This is a genomic window from Streptomyces sp. NPDC042102 (genome assembly GCF_055582305.1).
In genome coordinates this window covers 1,382,214-1,399,003 of record NZ_JBVJDL010000001.1, presented here as the reverse complement: position 1 = coordinate 1,399,003, position 16,790 = coordinate 1,382,214, and the positions used below count along the sequence as shown (strand labels likewise).

At 73.9% G+C, this 16,790-nt stretch carries 15 protein-coding genes; 6 read left to right on the top strand and 9 right to left on the bottom strand.

Annotated features, from left to right (window positions below):
- Positions 1-17: 17 nt before the first annotated feature.
- A complete protein-coding gene (locus ACZ6KO_RS05695; protein WP_469300389.1) occupies positions 18-1,343 on the bottom strand; it encodes an alpha/beta fold hydrolase in 1,326 nt (441 codons plus the stop codon).
- Between the two features lie 224 nt (positions 1,344-1,567).
- Between ACZ6KO_RS05695 and ACZ6KO_RS05690 the strand changes: the two genes are divergently transcribed.
- Both ACZ6KO_RS05690 and ACZ6KO_RS05685 read left to right on the top strand, forming a co-directional pair.
- The gene (locus ACZ6KO_RS05690; protein WP_469300388.1) at positions 1,568-1,933 is read left to right on the top strand and encodes a hypothetical protein; all 366 of its coding nucleotides are present in this window, start codon (positions 1,568-1,570) and stop codon (positions 1,931-1,933) included.
- Between the two features lie 109 nt (positions 1,934-2,042).
- Positions 2,043-2,876 (top strand): NAD(P)H-binding protein, encoded by an 834-nt coding sequence (locus tag ACZ6KO_RS05685; protein WP_469300386.1) that lies wholly within the window; start codon positions 2,043-2,045, stop codon positions 2,874-2,876.
- A 32-nt stretch (positions 2,877-2,908) separates the two neighbouring features.
- On the opposite strand, the gene ACZ6KO_RS05680 is transcribed toward ACZ6KO_RS05685, so the two are convergent.
- The 3 genes from ACZ6KO_RS05680 to ACZ6KO_RS05670 form a co-directional block, all read right to left on the bottom strand.
- A complete protein-coding gene (locus ACZ6KO_RS05680) occupies positions 2,909-3,730 on the bottom strand; it encodes a tetratricopeptide repeat protein (protein ID WP_469300384.1) in 822 nt (273 codons plus the stop codon).
- 127 nt (positions 3,731-3,857) lie between these two features.
- A complete protein-coding gene (locus ACZ6KO_RS05675; RefSeq protein WP_401443492.1) occupies positions 3,858-4,943 on the bottom strand; it encodes an S-(hydroxymethyl)mycothiol dehydrogenase in 1,086 nt (361 codons plus the stop codon).
- A gap of 78 nt (positions 4,944-5,021) precedes the next feature.
- Positions 5,022-6,017, bottom strand: a complete 996-nt coding sequence (locus ACZ6KO_RS05670; protein ID WP_469300381.1) for a LysR family transcriptional regulator — start codon at positions 6,015-6,017, stop codon at positions 5,022-5,024.
- Between the two features lie 71 nt (positions 6,018-6,088).
- Between ACZ6KO_RS05670 and ACZ6KO_RS05665 the strand changes: the two genes are divergently transcribed.
- The 4 genes from ACZ6KO_RS05665 to ACZ6KO_RS05650 all read left to right on the top strand — a co-directional run bounded on the left by ACZ6KO_RS05665 (position 6,089) and on the right by ACZ6KO_RS05650 (position 11,989).
- Positions 6,089-6,988, top strand: coding sequence for a dihydrodipicolinate synthase family protein (locus ACZ6KO_RS05665; RefSeq protein WP_469300378.1), 900 nt, complete (start codon positions 6,089-6,091; stop codon positions 6,986-6,988).
- Between the two features lie 330 nt (positions 6,989-7,318).
- The gene (locus ACZ6KO_RS05660) at positions 7,319-8,131 is read left to right on the top strand and encodes a LysM peptidoglycan-binding domain-containing protein (protein ID WP_469300376.1); all 813 of its coding nucleotides are present in this window, start codon (positions 7,319-7,321) and stop codon (positions 8,129-8,131) included.
- A 180-nt stretch (positions 8,132-8,311) separates the two neighbouring features.
- Complete coding sequence (locus ACZ6KO_RS05655; RefSeq protein ID WP_469300372.1) at positions 8,312-10,717, top strand: ATP-binding cassette domain-containing protein; 2,406 nt, start codon at positions 8,312-8,314, stop codon at positions 10,715-10,717.
- A 60-nt stretch (positions 10,718-10,777) separates the two neighbouring features.
- A complete protein-coding gene (locus ACZ6KO_RS05650; protein WP_469300370.1) occupies positions 10,778-11,989 on the top strand; it encodes a THUMP-like domain-containing protein in 1,212 nt (403 codons plus the stop codon).
- On the opposite strand, the gene ACZ6KO_RS05645 is transcribed toward ACZ6KO_RS05650, so the two are convergent.
- The 5 genes from ACZ6KO_RS05645 to ACZ6KO_RS05625 all read right to left on the bottom strand — a co-directional run bounded on the left by ACZ6KO_RS05645 (position 11,986) and on the right by ACZ6KO_RS05625 (position 16,766).
- Complete coding sequence (locus tag ACZ6KO_RS05645) at positions 11,986-12,882, bottom strand: phytoene/squalene synthase family protein (protein ID WP_469300367.1); 897 nt, start codon at positions 12,880-12,882, stop codon at positions 11,986-11,988. The genes ACZ6KO_RS05650 and ACZ6KO_RS05645 overlap by 4 nt on opposite strands.
- A 98-nt stretch (positions 12,883-12,980) precedes the next feature.
- Positions 12,981-14,576, bottom strand: coding sequence for a peptide-N4-asparagine amidase (locus ACZ6KO_RS05640; RefSeq protein ID WP_469300365.1), 1,596 nt, complete (start codon positions 14,574-14,576; stop codon positions 12,981-12,983).
- A gap of 133 nt (positions 14,577-14,709) precedes the next feature.
- The gene (locus tag ACZ6KO_RS05635; RefSeq protein ID WP_469301568.1) at positions 14,710-15,477 is read right to left on the bottom strand and encodes a metallophosphoesterase family protein; all 768 of its coding nucleotides are present in this window, start codon (positions 15,475-15,477) and stop codon (positions 14,710-14,712) included.
- A 73-nt stretch (positions 15,478-15,550) separates the two neighbouring features.
- Positions 15,551-16,219 carry an HAD family acid phosphatase gene (locus ACZ6KO_RS05630; protein ID WP_469300363.1) on the bottom strand — a complete coding sequence of 223 codons (669 nt, stop codon included), beginning with the start codon at positions 16,217-16,219 and terminating at the stop codon, positions 15,551-15,553.
- 160 nt (positions 16,220-16,379) lie between these two features.
- The gene (locus ACZ6KO_RS05625) at positions 16,380-16,766 is read right to left on the bottom strand and encodes a VOC family protein (RefSeq protein ID WP_469300361.1); all 387 of its coding nucleotides are present in this window, start codon (positions 16,764-16,766) and stop codon (positions 16,380-16,382) included.
- Positions 16,767-16,790: the final 24 nt, after the last annotated feature.

Here is a 16,790-nt window from a genome sequence, read left to right as displayed (position 1 = left end):
GGCCGGTGGGCCCGATTTCAGGCATCGCCCCGTACGAGGTCCAGCAGCCGGTCCAGGACCCGGGTGCCGCCGGCGCGGACGCCGTCGTGCTCGAACTCGTCCGTCACCCAGGTGCGCAGGCCCCGGATCGCGCGGGCGGTGCGCAGCGAGTGGCCGGTGTCGACGTACAGGTCGTCGTGGTAGACGGCGGCGGCCACCGGCACCTCGTTGGCGGCCAGGCGCGCCGGGTCGTAGAGGGGCTGCCAGCCGGTGCGGGCGGCGAGGATCTCGGCGGTCTCGCGCAGCGGGACGAGGGCCGGGTCGGTGGTGAAGTGCCAGGGGTGGACGGTCTCGCCGCCGAAGAGCAGCGGTTCGTCGCCGGCGAGGGTCCCGGCGACGTCGAAGCGGGGCAGGCCGGCGCGGATCCGGTCGGCGGCCCAGGCGGTGGGGGTGGCGGGGTCCTGGGCGTAGATGGCCTCGTGGACCAGGGCGTAGAGAGGGTGTCCGGCGTACGACAGCAGGGAGCGGGCGCCTTCGAGGAAGGCGTCGGAGAGCGCTGGTCCGGCGGGGGTCGGGACGAACGCGTCCTCCAGGAGGTAGTGCAGCTGGTGGCTGCCGTCCCCGGTGCCGAGGAGGATGCCGAGGGACTGGAAGGCCTCCGCGGTCAGCAGGTGACCGCCGGGCAGTTCGACCCGGTGCTCGGTGAGGTGGGCTGCGATGCGGCGGGCGCGTTCGGCGTCCATCGGGTAGCGGGCGTAGTGCGCGAGGTTCTTGCGCTCGATCCGGGGGAACGCGGCGGCGTACACGGTGTCGGCGGTGGCGTCGAGGGACGGCAGGCCGCCGGTGACGAGGGCGGCGGACAGGCCCTCGGGGGCGGTGGAGAGGTAGTGGGTGGTGCAGAAGCCGCCGAAGCTCTGGCCGAGGACGGTCCAGGGGGCGCCGCCGGTCAGGAGGGGCCGGATGGCCTCGCAGTCGCGGACGATCGAGTCGGCGCGGAAGTGGGCGAGGTACTCGGCCTGCTGGTACGGGGTACCGCGCAGCGGCAGGGTCTGCCGGTTGGCCGGGGTGGAGCGGCCGGTGCCGCGCTGGTCGAGGAGGAGCACCCGGTATTCGGTGAGCGCCCGCTCCAGCCAGGCCTGCCGGCCGGTGAACCGGCGGGCGCCGAAGCCGGGTCCGCCTTCGAGGTAGAGCAGCCAGGGCAGCCCCGCCGGGTCGGTGCCGGTGGCGCTGACCTCGCGGGCGTAGAGCTCGATGTGCTCGCCGTCGGGGCGGTCGTGGTCCAGGGGCACCGAGAAGTGGTGGTCGGTGAGGACGACGCCGGGCTGACGGTAGCTGGGCTGCTGACGGTGGTGGCTGCTGGTCACGTGGAACGTCCCCGGGTGCGGCGGCGGTGCGGGCGGTGCGCGCGCCGTTGCCGTCCCTGGCCGGCGGCGGCACGGGCGACGGCCGGCCCGAGTCTACGCCGCGGTCCCGCGGTCGCCGTCCCGCGGCCGTTCGGTCGGGACCCACCGCCCGTCGCGGCGGATCCGGCCCGCTCTTCCCCGGCCGGGCCCAGCGCGGGGCGGGGCCGAGGGGCTACCCTCCCGAAATGGAACGCGCTGAGGTCCTGAAGCGAGTCATCGGCATTCTGACGGAGACCCAGGAGATCCGCCGGGCGGCGGAAGCCGGCGAGAACGGCGAGGTCTCCGGCCCGGAGGCGGGCGTGGTCACCCAGTTGCTCAACGAGATGCTGCCCTCCATCAAGGTGCCGGCCGACGCCGCGCCGCAGGAGGTGGCGCACCTGGTCGCGGACGCGCTGGGCCCGGCGCTGCAGAGCATGGTCGCCGGGTTCAGCCTCGCCTTCACCAGTCTCGCCATGGCGCACGACAGCGGCCGGACGGACCTCTCCTCGGCCGATGTGCTGCGTACCCTCGCGCTCCAGGTGGAGGCCGGATATTTCGACGAGGGGTCCTGACCGTCGCTACCGCGCGACCCGGCCGAAGGCCAACTCCTTGACCTCAAGCGTGATCGAGCTCCTAGCGTGTGGCCTCCAGCTGATCATCCTGCGACGGGAGAGACACGTCATGATCCTCGTGACCGGAGCGACCGGAAACATAGGCCGTGCCCTGCTGACGGAGCTGCACGCGCGTGGTGCCGGACCGGTGAGGGGGCTCACGCGCGACGCCGCGCGGGCCGCCTTCCACGGAACGGCCGAGGTCGTGGAGGGCGACCTGGCGGAGCCCGCGTCGTGGGAACCCGCTCTGGAGGGGGTGCGCTCGCTGTTCCTCCCGGCGGGTCTGGGTCCGGACGCCGACATCCTCGCGGCCGCCCGCCGGGCGGGCGTGCGGCACGTGGTGCTGGTGTCGTCGATCACCGTCCGGACCCATCCGCATCTGGGCCCCGCCCGCCGTCACACGGCGGTGGAGCACGTACTCGAGGAGAGCGGCATGGCCTGGACGGTCCTGCGGCCGACGCAGTTCGCCTCGAACGCCTTGATGTGGGCGGATACCATCCGTGCGCACGGGACCGTCCGCGCGCCGTACCCGGACGTCGCGCTGCCGACCATCCACCCCGCGGACATCGCCGCGGTCGCGCGGACGGTGCTGACCGAGCCCGGCCATCAGGGGCGTACGTACGCCTTGACCGGCCCGGAGCCGGTGACGGCCCGGCAGCAGGCCGGGGCCATCGCGGCGGCACTGGGCCGGGAGGTGCCGTTCGCCGGGATCAGCCGCCAGGAAGCCTACGCGTGGATGGTGGCGGTCTTCGGGGACGACGCCGCCGACGCGGTGCTCGACGTCACGGGCGGTGACGTCAACGACGAGCTGCTGAGGGTGCGCGACACGGTCGCGCAGATCACCGGGAGCCCGGCCCGGACGTTCCGGCAGTGGGCCGCGGAGAACGTCGCCGCCTTCCGGTGATCACACGGACGTGAGCGGGTTGCCGTCACGCCCTAACGGCCGGTGCGGCGGCGCAGGAGGGTGAGGTTGTGGAGGGCGTCCGGGTCGCCCTGGTCGGCGGCGCGCTGCCACCACTGGGCGGCGCCGGTCTCGTCGCCGCGCTGCTGGAGGAGGTTGCCCAGGTTGTACATGGCGCTCACGTGGCCGGCCTCCGCCGCACGCCGCCACCACCGTTCGGCCTCGGCCGGGTCGCCGCGTTCGTCGGCCAGCACGCCCATGCTGTAGGCGGCGTCGGTATGGCCGGCCTCGGCGGCCGCGCGGCTGAAGCGTTCGGCGGCGGCCGTGTCGCCCTGCTCGTGCGCGAGGATGCCGAGGTTGTACAGGGCGAGGGTGTCGCCGGACTCGGCCGCGCGCTGCAGGATCCGGCGGCCCTCGGGGTCGCCCTGGTGCAGCAGGAGCAGGGCGAGGTCGTGCGCCGCGCCGGGAACGCCGGCGGCCGCGGCCTGCCGGTGGTACCGCAGGGCGGCCGCCGGGTCGCGTCCGCTCTCGCGCAGCAGGACGGCCAGCCGGTACTGGGCCGTGCCGCTGCCGGCCTGCGCCGCACGCAGCCAGCTGCGTTCGGCCTCCGCCAGGTCGCCCCGGTGGGCGGCGAGGTCGCCCAGGTCCGCCAGGGCCGTGACGTCGCCGCGGGCGGCGGCCTCGCGCAGCTCCGGCTCCGGCCGGGCCGGCGCGGGGAAGGCCGGGCCGGACGCGGGGGCCGCCGGGAGGTGGGCCACCGAGGGGCCGGGGCGGGCGGGGCGGCGGCGCGCGGCGGCGACGCGGAGCAGGAGCAGCACGACGAGCGCGCCGAGTACGGCGTACATCCACCGGTCCATGCCAGCCTCCGCCCGCCCCGGACCCCGCGTGCCGGGGACCGTCGGGTGTCCTTCCCCGCGGTGCCCGGGCGGACACTCGAACGGTGCGTCGGAACGCTGCGACGGAACGGTGTGTCAGAACCGTGCGTCAGAACGCGACGACCGAGCGGAGCACCTCACCGCGCTCCATGCGGGCGAAGGCGTCCTCGACCCCGTCGAGGGGGATGGTCTCGGAGACGAAGGCGTCGAGGTCGAGGCGGCCCTGGAGGTAGAGGTCGATGAGGAGGGGGAAGTCGCGCTCGGGCAGGCAGTCGCCGTACCAGGAGGACTTCAGCGCGCCGCCCCGGCCGAAGACGTCCAGCAGCGGCAGGTCCAGGCGCATGTCGGGGGTGGGGACGCCGACCAGGACGACGGTGCCGGCGAGGTCGCGGGCGTAGAAGGCCTGGCTGTACGTCTCGGGGCGGCCGACGGCCTCGATGACGACGTCCGCGCCGTGGCCTCCGGTGAGGGACTGGATGGCCTTGACGACGTCCTCGGTACGGCCGTTGACGGTGTGGGTGGCGCCCAGGCCCTTGGCCCACTCCAGTTTGCGGTCGTCCAGGTCGACGGCGATGATCTTCGCCGCGCCGGCCAGCCGGGCGCCGGCGACGGCCGCGTTGCCCACTCCCCCACAGCCGATGACGGCCACCGAGTCGCCGCGGCCGACGTTGCCGGTGTTCAGGGCCGCGCCGAGGCCGGCCATCACCCCGCAGCCCAGCAGGCCCGCGGCCGCGGGCGAGGCGGCCGGGTCCACCTTGGTGCACTGGCCGGCGGCGACGAGGGTCTTCTCGGCGAAGGCACCGATGCCGAGGGCCGGGGAGAGGGGGGTGCCGTCCTCCAGGGTCATCGGCTGCGTGGCGTTGTGGGTGGCGAAGCAGTACCAGGGGCGGCCGCGCCGGCACGCCCGGCAGGTGCCGCACACCGCACGCCAGTTGAGGACGACGAAGTCGCCGGGGGCGACGGAGGTGACGTCCGGGCCGGTCGCCTCGACGATGCCCGCCGCCTCGTGGCCGAGGAGGAAGGGGAACTCGTCGTTGATGCCGCCCTCGCGGTAGTGCAGGTCCGTGTGGCAGACCCCGCAGGCCTGGACCCGGACCAGCGCCTCGCCGGGCCCGGGATCGGGGACGAGCACGGTCGTCGTCTCCACCGGTGCGCCCTTGCTCCGTGCGATGACCCCTCGTACGCGATGCGTCACGTCGTACCCCGCTCTGTGGTCGGAACCGTCCCGGAATCACCGAACGTACACGGGGCACACGGGGTGCGGGAGTTGACGTCACCGGTCGGGGCGCAGAAGACCGGCCGGGACGGCCGCGCGCAGGGCCTCGGCGAAGGCGGCGACGGCCGGGTGCCCGGCGGCCCCGCCCCGGAAGGCGATCTTCGTACGGCGTTCCACGGCCAGGCGGGTGAGGCTGACGCCGGGGTCGGCGGGCGTGCCGATGCCGAGCTGGGGTACGACGGCCACGCCCTGGCCGATGGCCACCAGGGCCAGCACGGTGGCGAACTCGTCGACCTGGTGGCGTACCCGCGGGGTGAAGCCGGCGGCCTGGCAGGCACGTACGGTCATGGCGTGGCAGAGGGTGCCGGGGGTGGCGGTGATCCACGGGGCGTCGCGGTGGGCACGCAGGAGGGCGGCCTGACCGGGGCCGCCGGACGGGAGCGGGCCCGCGGGCGGCCACGGGTCCGGGTCCGGGTCCGGGTCCGCCGCCGGGCTCGGGACGGGAATCGGGCTCGGGCCGGGGGCCGGGGTCGCCAGGTACATCGCCTCGCCGAAGAGCGGGGCGGTGGCCAGGCCCGGCTCCTCGGGCGCGGGCACGAAGTCGTACTCGTGGACCAGGGCGACGTCCAGATCACCCGCGCGCAGGGCGTGGGCGACGGCGGCGGGATCGGTCTCGCGGACCATCGGTTCCAGGCGGGGGTGGCGGCGGGCCAGGGTGCGGAGCGCGGCCGGGACCAGGGCGCGGGCGGCGGTGGGGAACGCGCCGATGCGCAGGGCGCCCGCCAGGCCCTCGCGGGCCTCGGCGAGGTCGGCGTCGGCCTGCTCCAGGCGTTCGAGTACGGCGTCGGCGTGACCGACCAGGTGCTGGGCGGCGGGGGTCAGGCGGACGCTGCGGCCGGTGCGTTCCAGGAGCGGCAGGCCCGCTTCCCGCTCCAGCGCGGCCAGTTGCTGGGACACCGCCGAAGGGCTGAAGGACAGGGCCTCGGCGACGGCGGCGATGGTGCCGCGGCGGGCGAGTTCGCGCAGCAGGCGCAGGCGTCGGACATCGAGCATCGGATCAGCTTACGCTCGGCATCGGGAAGGCGAACTGGACCTGTGGCTCAGAGCCCGCCACCCTCGAAGTCATGGCACAGGACGACAACTTGCACGGAATTCACGTACCGCTCGTCACGCCGTACACGGCGCGCGGCGACCTGGCGGTGGACGCGCTGGAGGGACTGGCGCACGAGGTGCTGGACGCGGGCGCGGCCGGGATCGTCGCGCTCGGGACGACCGCGGAGGCGGCCACGCTGGACGCGGCCGAACGGGAGCGCGTGACCGAGGTGTGCGCGCGGGTCTGCGCGGAGCGCGGCGCGCACCTGACGATCGGCGCGGGCGGCTCCGGCACCCGCGCCACCGAGGAGGCGCTGGCGGGGCTGCGGCGGTGGCCGCGGGCGGGGGCGGCGCTGGTGACGGTCCCGGCGTTCGTCCGGCCGTCGCCCGCCGGGGTGCTGGCCCACTTCGAGCGGCTGGCCTCGGTCAGCCCCGTCCCGTTGATCGTCTACCACATCCCGTACCGCACGGGGCTGCCGCTGGACGCGGGCACGCTGCGCGCGCTCGGCGGCCTGCCGGGGGTGGTGGGGGTCAAGTACGCGGGCGGTGGCATCGACCAGGAGACGGTGGCGCTGCTGGGCGACCTGCCGGCGGGGTTCCGCGTCCTGGCGGGCGACGACCTGTACCTCTCGCCGCTGCTGGCGCTCGGCGCGGTGGGCGGCATCCTCGCCTCGGCCCATCTGGCGACGGACCGCTTCGTGGAGCTGGCCGCGGCCTGGCGGACGGGCGACGTGACCCGGGCGCGGACGCTGGGGCACGCGCTGGCGAAGGTCTCGGCGGCCGCGTTCGACGAGCCGAATCCGGTGGTGATCAAGGCGGTCCTGCACGCACAGGGCCGGATCCCCACGCCGGACGTGCGCCTTCCGCTGCTGCCCGCGTCGGCCGCGGCGGCCGAGAGGGCGCTCGGGGAGCTGTCAGCACTGCCGGAATGAGTGAGGTATGGGCGTTTTGGGCGGAACGCAAATAAAGCCCTTATCGATCCCTCCGGCGCATCTTGCCCTCTTATCGAACAGGGTGTTATTTCCTACCAAGAGCCGTGATGTGAGTCACCCGGAGCCGCTCAACATCATCCATCGCGCCGGGCGATTTCCCGTCCACGAAAGGAGAGTTGGGACCTCGCAGGGGGCGGAATGATCAGGAAATAAACCCTTGATTCCGCAATGTCGATCACAGGGGGAAATTCAAGGCTTGTTCGCGGACTTCCGACTCGCTTACGGTCGCCCCGAATCGCTCTCCCGTACCCCCCACGTGAGGAATTCGCCATGCGCGCAAAGGGCAGACACCGCCGTCCCAGGAACAACGTGATCACCCGGAAGCTGGCCGTCGCCGGCACCGGGGGCGCGGCCCTCGCGATGCCGCTGATCGGGGCGACCGTCGCCCAGGCGCAGCCCGCCCCGGTCACGGCCGCCGCCCCGCAGGCCGCCGCCCGGATCTCCCAGGTGGCCCAGGTGTCCCAGGTGGCCCAGCTGCCGACGGTGGCCAAGGCCGCCGCGCCGGCGGTCCACGCGGTGATCAGCGGCGACACCCTGTCCGAGATCGCGCAGACGCATTCGGTCAGCGGCGGCTGGCAGCAGCTCTACGCCGACAACCGCGCCCTGGTCGGTGACAACCCCTCGCTCATCTTCCCCGGCCAGCGGCTGGCCATCGGCGGTGCGACCGCCGCCGCCACGCAGGCCGTGGCCCCCGCCGCCCCGGCGGCGGCCGCCCCCGCCGTGGTGCAGGCCGTGGCTCCTGCGGCCCCCGCCAAGACGTACGCGAACAACCTCGACGGCTGGATCCGCGAGTCCCTGGACGTCATGGCGAAGCACGGAATTCCCGGTACGTACGACGGAATCCTGCGCAATGTGATGCGCGAGTCCTCCGGAAATCCGCGGGCCATCAACAACTGGGACTCCAACGCCGCCAAGGGCACCCCGTCCAAGGGACTGCTCCAGGTCATCGACCCGACGTTCAAGGCCTACCACGTGCCCGGAACGTCGATGGACTCCTACGACCCGGTCGCCAACATCACCGCCGCGTGCAACTACGCCGCCGCCCGGTACGGGTCGATCGACAACGTGAACGGCCCCTACTAGCCCCGGACCGGGCACGTACCCGGCACGGACGGCGGCCGGCCGGGCAACCGGTCAGGAATGGAGAAGCCGGGACCGGCCCGCCGCCCGTAGCGTCGGTCCCGTTCGCACGTGGTTGGATCGAACCCTGCGACGCCGAGGGAGACCGCGAAAGAGCGGCCCCGCGCGACAGATGGAGGGACGATGAGCAGGGCCACGAGGACGGGCGGGCCGGCGCGGGCACCGCACGGTGCGGACAGCCACGATGTGATCCGCGTGCACGGCGCGCGCGAGAACAACCTCAAGGACGTCAGCATCGAGATCCCCAAGCGCCGCCTGACGGTCTTCACCGGTGTCTCCGGCTCGGGCAAGAGCTCCCTGGTGTTCGACACGATCGCCGCCGAGTCGCAGCGGCTGATCAACGAGACCTACAGCGCCTTCGTCCAGGGCTTCATGCCCACCCTGGCCCGGCCCGAGGTGGACGTCCTCGAGGGACTGACGACCGCGATCATCGTCGACCAGCAGCGGATGGGGGCCGACCCGCGCTCCACGGTCGGCACCGCCACCGACGCCAACGCGATGCTGCGGATCCTCTTCAGCCGGCTGGGTGAACCGCACATCGGCCCGCCCAGCGCGTACGCCTTCAACGTGCCCTCGGTCCGGGCCAGTGGTGCGATCACCGTCGAGCGCGGTGCGAAGAAGACGGTCAAGGCGACCTTCAACCGCACCGGCGGCATGTGCCCGCACTGCGAGGGCCGCGGCGCGGTCTCCGACATCGACCTCACCCAGCTCTACGACGACTCCAAGTCGATCGCGGAGGGCGCGTTCACCATCCCCGGCTGGAAGTCGGACAACGTGTGGACCGTGGGGATCTACGCCGAGTCGGGCTTCCTCGACCCGCACAAGCCCATCGCGAAGTACACCGAGCGCGAGATGCAGGACTTCCTCTACCGCGAGCCGACCAAGGTGAAGGTCAACGGCGTCAACCTCACCTACGAGGGCCTGATCCCCAAGATCCAGAAGTCCTTCCTGTCCAAGGACAAGGAGGCGATGCAGCCGCACATCCGGGCGTTCGTGGAGCGCGCGGTCACCTTCACCACCTGCCCCGGGTGCGACGGCACCCGGCTCGCCGAGGGCGCCCGGTCCTCGAAGATCGGCCGGATCAGCATCGCCGACGCCTGCGCGATGCAGATCAGCGACCTGGCCACCTGGGTGCGCGGGCTGGAGGAGCCGTCGGTCGCGCCGCTGCTGACCGCACTCGGGCACACCCTCGACTCGTTCGTGGAGATCGGCCTGGGCTATCTCGCGCTGGACCGGCCGGCGGGCACCCTGTCGGGCGGCGAGGCGCAGCGCGTCAAGATGATCCGCCACCTCGGCTCCTCGCTCACCGATGTCACCTACGTCTTCGACGAGCCCACCACCGGTCTGCACCCGCACGACATCCAGCGCATGAACGACCTGCTGCTGCGGCTGCGCGACAAGGGCAACACGGTGCTCGTCGTGGAGCACAAGCCGGAGCTGATCGGGATCGCCGACCATGTGGTGGACCTCGGCCCGGGAGCGGGCCAGGCGGGCGGGTCCGTGTGCTTCGAGGGCACCGTCGAGGGGCTGCGGGCCGGCGGCACCGTCACCGGCCGCCACTTCGACGACCGGGCCAGGGTCAAGGAGACGGTGCGTACGCCCACGGGCGCGCTGGAGATCCGCGGCGCGACGGCGAACAACCTGCGCGACGTCGACGTCGACGTCCCGCTCGGGGTGCTCACCGTCGTCACCGGGGTCGCCGGCTCCGGCAAGAGCTCGCTCGTGCACGGGTCGCTGCCCAGCCGGTCGGGGGCCGCGGGCGAGGGCGTGGTCTCGATCGACCAGAGCCCGATCAAGGGCTCGCGGCGCAGCAACCCGGCGACGTACACCGGGCTGCTGGACCCGATCCGCAAGGCGTTCGCCAAGGTCAACGGGGTGAAGCCGGCACTGTTCAGCGCCAACTCCGAGGGCGCCTGCCCCACCTGCAACGGCGCGGGCGTCATCTACACCGACCTGGGAATGATGGCGGGTGTCTCCAGCACGTGCGAGGACTGCGAGGGCAAGCGCTTCGACGCCTCGGTGCTGGACTACCACCTCGCCGGGCGCGACATCAGCGAGGTACTGGCGATGTCGGTGACCGAGGCCGAGGAGTTCTTCGGCGCGGGCGAGGCGCACACCCCGGCCGCCCACCGCATCCTGACGCGGCTCGTGGACGTCGGGCTCGGCTACCTCAGCATCGGCCAGCCGCTCACCACGCTCTCCGGCGGCGAGCGGCAGCGGCTGAAGCTGGCGACCCACATGGCCGACAAGGGCGGGATCTACGTCCTCGACGAGCCGACCACCGGTCTGCACCTCGCCGATGTCGAGCAGCTGCTCGGACTGCTCGACCGGCTCGTGGACGCCGGGAAGTCGGTCATCGTGGTGGAGCACCACCAGGCGGTCATGGCGCACGCGGACTGGATCATCGACCTCGGGCCCGGCGCCGGCCACGACGGCGGCCGCGTCGTCTTCGAGGGCACCCCCGCCGACCTGGTCGCCGCCCGCTCCACCCTCACCGGCGAGCACCTCGCGACGTACGTCGGCGCCTGACGGCCCGGCCCTGCCCGCCGCCGCCTTCGCGGTGGCGGGCAGGGCTGCGAGGATGCGCGGATGGATGTCGAGACCTTCCGGGCGCTGCTGACCGACGAGGGCCAGGCCGTCCTGGCCGCCGTACGCGACCACGACCCGGCCGCCTGGCCCGCGACGCTCACCGCCCTGCGGTGGGACCACCCGGCGGAGCTGGTGTCGGCGGCGATCGAGCAGGTCCGGCTGCGCCGTGAGGCGGAGGCGAAGTTCGGGGCGGACGCGCAGCGGATGTACTTCACCCGGGAGGGCCTGGAGCGGGCCTCCCACCGGGGTGTACCGGAGTACAAGCTGGGCCGGGTCCTGGACGAGATGGGCGTCGTGTTCCTCGACGTGCTGCACCTGGGCATCGGGGCCGACGCGCTCGAACTGGGGTCGGCCCACGCCGTCACGGCCGTCGACAGCGACCCGCTGGACGTCGAGATCACCGCGGCCAACGGGGCGGCCCTGAACCCGTCGGCCATGATGTGGGTCCAGCGGCAGGACCTCACGACGTTCCGGCCCTGGGGGGAGGCGGTCTTCGTCGACCTCATGCGACGGGGCGCTCCGGACGAGGGCGCCGGCCCGGCGGCGTACGCGCCGTCGCTGCCGTGGGCGATGGACGTCGTTCGTGGCGCGGGAGCGGGTGCGGTCCGGCTCGACCCGCGGATGCCGTACAGGAGCGTCCCCGACGGTTGCGGGGCCGACGAGGCCGAGTGGATCTCCTGGGAGGGGGAGGTGCAGGAAGCCGTCCTGTGGTGGTGGCACGGGGAGACGAACCCCGCCGTGCGGGTTCCGCGCCGGGCCACCCTGCTGCCCGGCGGTGCCACGCTGACCGGCCGGGGGCTGCCGGTCCCGGCCGTGCGGCCGCCGGGTCGCTACCTGTACGAGCCGGACGCGGCCATCGTCCACGCCGGCCTGGTGGCCGAGGTCGCCCAGGAGGTCGGCGGTGGCGTCCTCGACGCGGCCGGGCCCGTCTGCGTCACCTCGGACGAGGCGCACCCCACGCCGTTCGCCACGGCGTACGAGATCACCGACGTCCTGCCGTACGACCCCGCCGCGCTCGGGGCGCTGCTGCGCGGACGCGGGGTGGGCGAGCTGACCGTGCGGCAGCACGGCCGCGCCGACGGCGCGGCGGAAGAACTCCGGCGGGCCTGCACCCCGCGGGGCACGGGCGCGGCGACGGTGTTCATCACCCGCGTGGCGGGCGATGCGGCCCTGCTGCTCGTCCGTCCCGCGGGTGATCCGCCCAGGCCTTAACGGCGGGCGGACCGGGCGAGGATGCGCAAGGGGGCGACGGCGCCGTAGCCGACGTCGCGGCGCAGGGCGCGTACGCCGGCCCGTTCGACCGCGGTCAGCTGGTGGCCCATCAGGTCGGTCATCGTGGCGACCACGCGGCGCAGGCCCGGGTCGGCCAGGTCCACGACGTCCGCGGCGGCGTCGAGGGCGGCCCGGGCGCGGCGGGTCTCGGCGGTCAGGAGGGCGCGCACGGCCGGGGTGTCCTCCCCCTGTTCGAGGTCGTCGCGGGTGACGTGGTGCTCGTCGAGGCGCTCGCGCGGCAGGCAGAGCCGGCCGGCGGCCAGGTCACCGGCGAGGTCGGCGAGGAAGTCGACGCGCTGGGCGGCGTCGACGAGGCGGCGCAGGGCGGCCGCCTGCTCCTCGTCGGGTCCGCCCCGGTACTGCAGTCCGGTGAAGGAGACGAACGCGGGCCAGGCGTAGGCGTCGACGTACGCCTGGAAGTCGGCCTCGGTCCCGAAACCGGCGAAGACCGCCTCGGCGGTGGCGGCGCCTTCGAGGAATCGTTTCACCCAGGTGTCGGGCAGGGCGCGCTCGTGCACGGCGTGGGCGTAGGCCCGCAGCACGGGGTCGCCGCCGCGCCCGCCCGCGAGCGCGGACTCGACCTGCTCCCCCAGGCGCCGCAGTCCGTCGAGCCGCGTCCGCGTCGTACCGGTCTCGGCGATGTCGTCGACGCGGTTCATGAAGGCGAGCCCGGCGGCCAGCCAGGGCTGCAGGTGCGGCGCGGCCAGCAGCCGCAGGGCCAGGTACGGCGCGGACTCGCGGCGCAGCACGAGCCGCGCGGCGGCGGTGAAGTCGGCCCGTATCGGGGGGCCGGAGATCCCGGCCGCGTCGAGCGTGCTGCGCCAGCTGTGCATGGTGGGGTGCTCCCTCGGTACCGGACGTCCTGCCCAACGGATATCACGGGGACGTCCGGCACCGGGAAGCAGCCGCGGTACGGGCCGGCGAGGGGCGCTCAGCAGCGCCGGCGGTCCTCGGTGACCGTGCCCTGGGCGGTGCGCACGGTCCGGTCGTGGCAGCCGTCCGTGCCGTGGAGCCGGTGGCGTTCGCTCGTGGTGCCGACCGCGTGCCGCTGGTCGCGCGGGACGCCCGTGGTGTACGTCGCGTCGCCCTGGTAGGTGTGGTCCAGGTGTGCGGACCGCGGGCGGCCGCCGGCCCGGACGGTCATGGTGTCGGCGCGGTCGCCGAGGGCGAGGACGGTGCGCAGCCGGGCGTCGGCGCCCAGGGTGGTCTCGCCGTCCATGGTGTAGGTGCGGTGGGTGCGGGTGGTCGTACCGCCGCTGGTGACGCTCTCGTCGTCGGTCCAGGTGGCCTTGAGGGCGTCCCGGAACTCGCCGTCCGTCCAGCGGTGGGCGGAGGTGTTGGTCACGGCGCGGGTGACGGTGGTGGTGACGCGGCCGTGCGAGGTGTCGACGTACCCGGTGGTGGTCAGCCGGTGCGCGCCGTCGGTGTCGAGCCGGTGTTCGGGCGAACCGGGGGTGTAGCGGGTGGAGTTGGCCGGATCGCTCTGCTCGTGGCGGGTCAGGGCGCCGGTGACGACCCGGCGGCCCTCGTCCTGCCACAGCAGCAGGTTGGTGGGGGTGCTCCAGCCGCTCTGCCCGGCGGGCACTCCGGCGACGGACACCTCGATGCGGTGCGGGCGGCCGTCGTTGAGGAGGCCGGCGAACGGCGTCAGGTCGTAGACGACGGGCTGGACGTCGAAGGCGCGCGGCCCGGGGGTGACGTACCACAGGAACGGGTTCGACCAGCCGCCCGTCCACACGGTCGGGAAGGGCGCGGCGATCCCGGCGAGCCGCCCGTCGACGCTGATGCGCACCTCGCGGTAGGGGCCGTCGGCCGCCTTGCAGGAGTAGGGGGCGGCGTCCGGGGTGGTCATGTACCAGTACTCCTCGCAGCCGCCGCCGGAGCCGGTGGCGTACACCTCGGCCAGCAGCCGCTCGGTGTTGCGCGGGGTGGTGACCGTGCCGTCGCCGAGCGGGAGCACCCGCTCCGGGGTGTCCGGGGCCCGGTGCCGTCCGTCGGCGGTGTAGAAGGTCAGCGTCACCTTGACGTCGATGACGCCGGTGTACGTCTCGTCGACCACGTTGCCGATGAGCATCTCGACGGGCTGGGGCCGGCGCAGGGTGTCGGCGTAGCGGGTGACGTCCTTCTCCACCGACCATTGGATGCCGTCGGGCGAGGGCTGCGGGGTGGAGGTCCGCAGGATCTCGACCCCGCCGAGGGCGAGGTGGCCCAGCCGGTCGTACTGACGGCCCTTGACCTTGCCGTCCAGCCGCAGCACCACCTTGCTCCAGGAGGCGCCGCAGGCGGCGGGGGGCGTGTACGCGCCCCGGTACGGCGTGAAGTCCCGGAACTGCGCCTCGGCCACGGTGAGCTCGCAGGACCGGGTCCCGGGCCGGGACACCGGCGGGCCGGCGGTGAGCGGGTCGTGCCAGTCGCTGCCGAACTCCGCGGGCGGGGTGGGGGCGGCGACGGCCGGCGCGGCCCCGAACAGGGTGCCGGCGGCCAGCACCAGCCCGCCGAGCACGCCCATGATCCTCGTTCGTCTCATGGCCCCGCAGTGAACCGCCCGCCGCACCCGGCGCGCCAGGGCGGCGGGACCGCCGGTGGCGCGTTCTCACCGCCGTGGCACGGGGTGACAGCGCGTGGCCCTGCGGCGGCCGTGCCGTCGGCGCCCCGAGCCGTCAGCGCCCGGGCGGGACGTCCAGCCGGTACACGGCGAAGGGGCGGCCGATGACGGGTTGGGCGACGTTGCGCACCTGAATGCCGCCGGGCGTGCGGCCGCGCTCGGTGCCCAGATGGGCGTGGCCGTGCACGGCCAGGTCCGCGCCGGCCCCGTCGATGGCCTCGGCCAGCAGGGGGCTGCCCAGGTAGCGGTAGAGCTCGGCGGGTTCGCCCGCCAGTGTGCCGGTGACGGGCGCGTAGTGCGTCAGGGCGATGCGTACGGCGCTGCCGGCGTCGGCCAGTTCGGCCAGCGAATGCCGCAGGTCCTCGGCGTGGGCGCGGGTGGTGGCGAGGGTGGCGGCGTGCTCGTCACTCTCCTCGCCGTCTTCGCCGTCGTCCTCGTGCCCCGCGCCGCGCCCTGCTCCGGGGCCGGCGAATCCGCCGCAGAACCCCTTGGTGCCGGCCACGCCGACGGTGGTCCCGGCGAGTTCGAACACGGCGCAGGCGCCCTCCAGTACGGTGGCGCCCGCCTCCCGCAGGACCTCGGCGACCGTGTGCGACCGGCCGCTGTTGTGGTCGTGGTTGCCGAGGACGGCGACCACCGGCACCGGCAGGCCGCGGATCTCACCGGCGACCACCCGGGCCTCCTGCTCGGTGCCCGCCCGGGTCAGGTCACCGGCGAGCAGCAGCAGGTCGGCGCGGTCGCCGAGGGTCTCGAAGGCCGGCCGCAGCCGTCCTTCGGCGCCCTGGCCCAGGTGGATGTCTCCGACAGCGGCGACACGAATCACCACGGTTGCTCCGTCCGGTCGGGGGTGCGCGCCAGCGTACCCGGTGGACCGGACGGACCGACGGCCGTACTGCTCAGGAGAGCTTGCCGTCGTAGTCGGGGAGCTTGAAGGTGCGCTCGGCGTGACCGCCGACGAGGTCGCTCTCCTTGTTGCCGATGTTCGCGATGATCGTGTAGCCGCGGCCCTCGATCTCGGCGCGCTTGGCCGTCTTGTAGGTGCTGACCTCCTGGAACAGGTCGGGCAGGTCGCGCACGTAGAGGCCGGTGACCGGGTAGCCGACCGCCTTGAGGTTGTGCATCGTCAGGGAGTGGATGATGCCGGGGCGGGCGGTGACGAAGAAGACGGCGACGCCGCGCGCGTGGGCGTACTGGACCAGGGCGCGGACCTTGGCGATGGCGGGGGTCGGGAACGTCCAGAAGTAGTGGAAGTCGGTCTCCAGCGAGGAGTTGTCGATGTCCAGGACGATCGCCGGCTTCTGGCCCGCCGGGGCGTTGTTCAGGCGCTGCTCGATGTACGGGCGGGCCACGTCGATGACGGCGGCGACGTCACGCTGCCAGGTCGCGTAGTCGATGCCCAGGATCGCGGCGTTGCCGCCGGGGGCCGAGGCGGCGGCGACAGGGGCGGGTGCCGCGGCCGGGGCGGCCTGGGCGGTGGCGGCCGGGACGAGGGTGAGGGCGGCGGTGACGGCGGCCGCGCCGACGGCCAGGGCCGAACGGGACGTCCTGGTACGGGTGTTGAGCATGTGTGGGGGCTCCTCGGTGCACGCATTGGCATGAACACCCCCACCCTCGGCAAGATCCAGCCACATGTCTACTGGCCGGTAAGAAACTTCTCGTGGCCGAACGGTGAATCAACGGCTTTCGTGGTATTCGCCCCGGCACCCCGCCGGGCCGGGGGCGGCGTCACTGCGGGCGGTGGCGCAGGGGGTGGTCCGCGGGGACCTCGACCACCGCGATGCGGACGCCGTCCGGATCGGTGATCCACATCTCGATCAGGCCCCAGGGTTCCGTCAGCGGCGGCCGCAGGATCTCCACGCCGCGGGCGAGCAGTTCGCGGTGGGCGGCGTGGACGTCGGCGACCTGGAGCCACAGGCGCAGGCCCGGGGCCGGCGGGGTGGCCGAGCGGCCGGAGAGTTCCAGGAAGCCGCCGCCGAGGAAGTACACCGTGCCGCGGTCGGGGCCGGTGCCGAACTCGCGGTACACGGCGAGGCCGAGCGCCTCGCCGTAGAACGCCCGGGAGCGATCGGGGTCGGTGGGGGTGAGCAGGACACGGCTGCCGAGGACGTGCATGGCCGAACCGTATCGCCCCGCGTA

What these genes read in the sequence shown, in the direction of transcription:
- ACZ6KO_RS05690 (WP_469300388.1), top strand. Translation starts at nt 1,568, where the DNA reads ATGGAACGCGCTGAGGTCCTGAAGCGAGTCATCGGCATTCTGACGGAG.
- ACZ6KO_RS05645 (WP_469300367.1), bottom strand. Translation starts at nt 12,882, where the DNA reads ATGCACAGCTGGCGCAGCACGCTCGACGCGGCCGGGATCTCCGGCCCC.
- ACZ6KO_RS05655 (WP_469300372.1), top strand. Translation starts at nt 8,312, where the DNA reads ATGAGCAGGGCCACGAGGACGGGCGGGCCGGCGCGGGCACCGCACGGT.
- ACZ6KO_RS05665 (WP_469300378.1), top strand. Translation starts at nt 6,089, where the DNA reads ATGGCACAGGACGACAACTTGCACGGAATTCACGTACCGCTCGTCACG.
- ACZ6KO_RS05625 (WP_469300361.1), bottom strand. Translation starts at nt 16,766, where the DNA reads ATGCACGTCCTCGGCAGCCGTGTCCTGCTCACCCCCACCGACCCCGAT.
- ACZ6KO_RS05680 (WP_469300384.1), bottom strand. Translation starts at nt 3,730, where the DNA reads ATGGACCGGTGGATGTACGCCGTACTCGGCGCGCTCGTCGTGCTGCTC.
- ACZ6KO_RS05650 (WP_469300370.1), top strand. Translation starts at nt 10,778, where the DNA reads ATGGATGTCGAGACCTTCCGGGCGCTGCTGACCGACGAGGGCCAGGCC.
- ACZ6KO_RS05660 (WP_469300376.1), top strand. Translation starts at nt 7,319, where the DNA reads ATGCGCGCAAAGGGCAGACACCGCCGTCCCAGGAACAACGTGATCACC.
- ACZ6KO_RS05670 (WP_469300381.1), bottom strand. Translation starts at nt 6,017, where the DNA reads ATGCTCGATGTCCGACGCCTGCGCCTGCTGCGCGAACTCGCCCGCCGC.
- ACZ6KO_RS05685 (WP_469300386.1), top strand. Translation starts at nt 2,043, where the DNA reads ATGATCCTCGTGACCGGAGCGACCGGAAACATAGGCCGTGCCCTGCTG.
- ACZ6KO_RS05630 (WP_469300363.1), bottom strand. Translation starts at nt 16,219, where the DNA reads ATGCTCAACACCCGTACCAGGACGTCCCGTTCGGCCCTGGCCGTCGGC.
- ACZ6KO_RS05640 (WP_469300365.1), bottom strand. Translation starts at nt 14,576, where the DNA reads ATGAGACGAACGAGGATCATGGGCGTGCTCGGCGGGCTGGTGCTGGCC.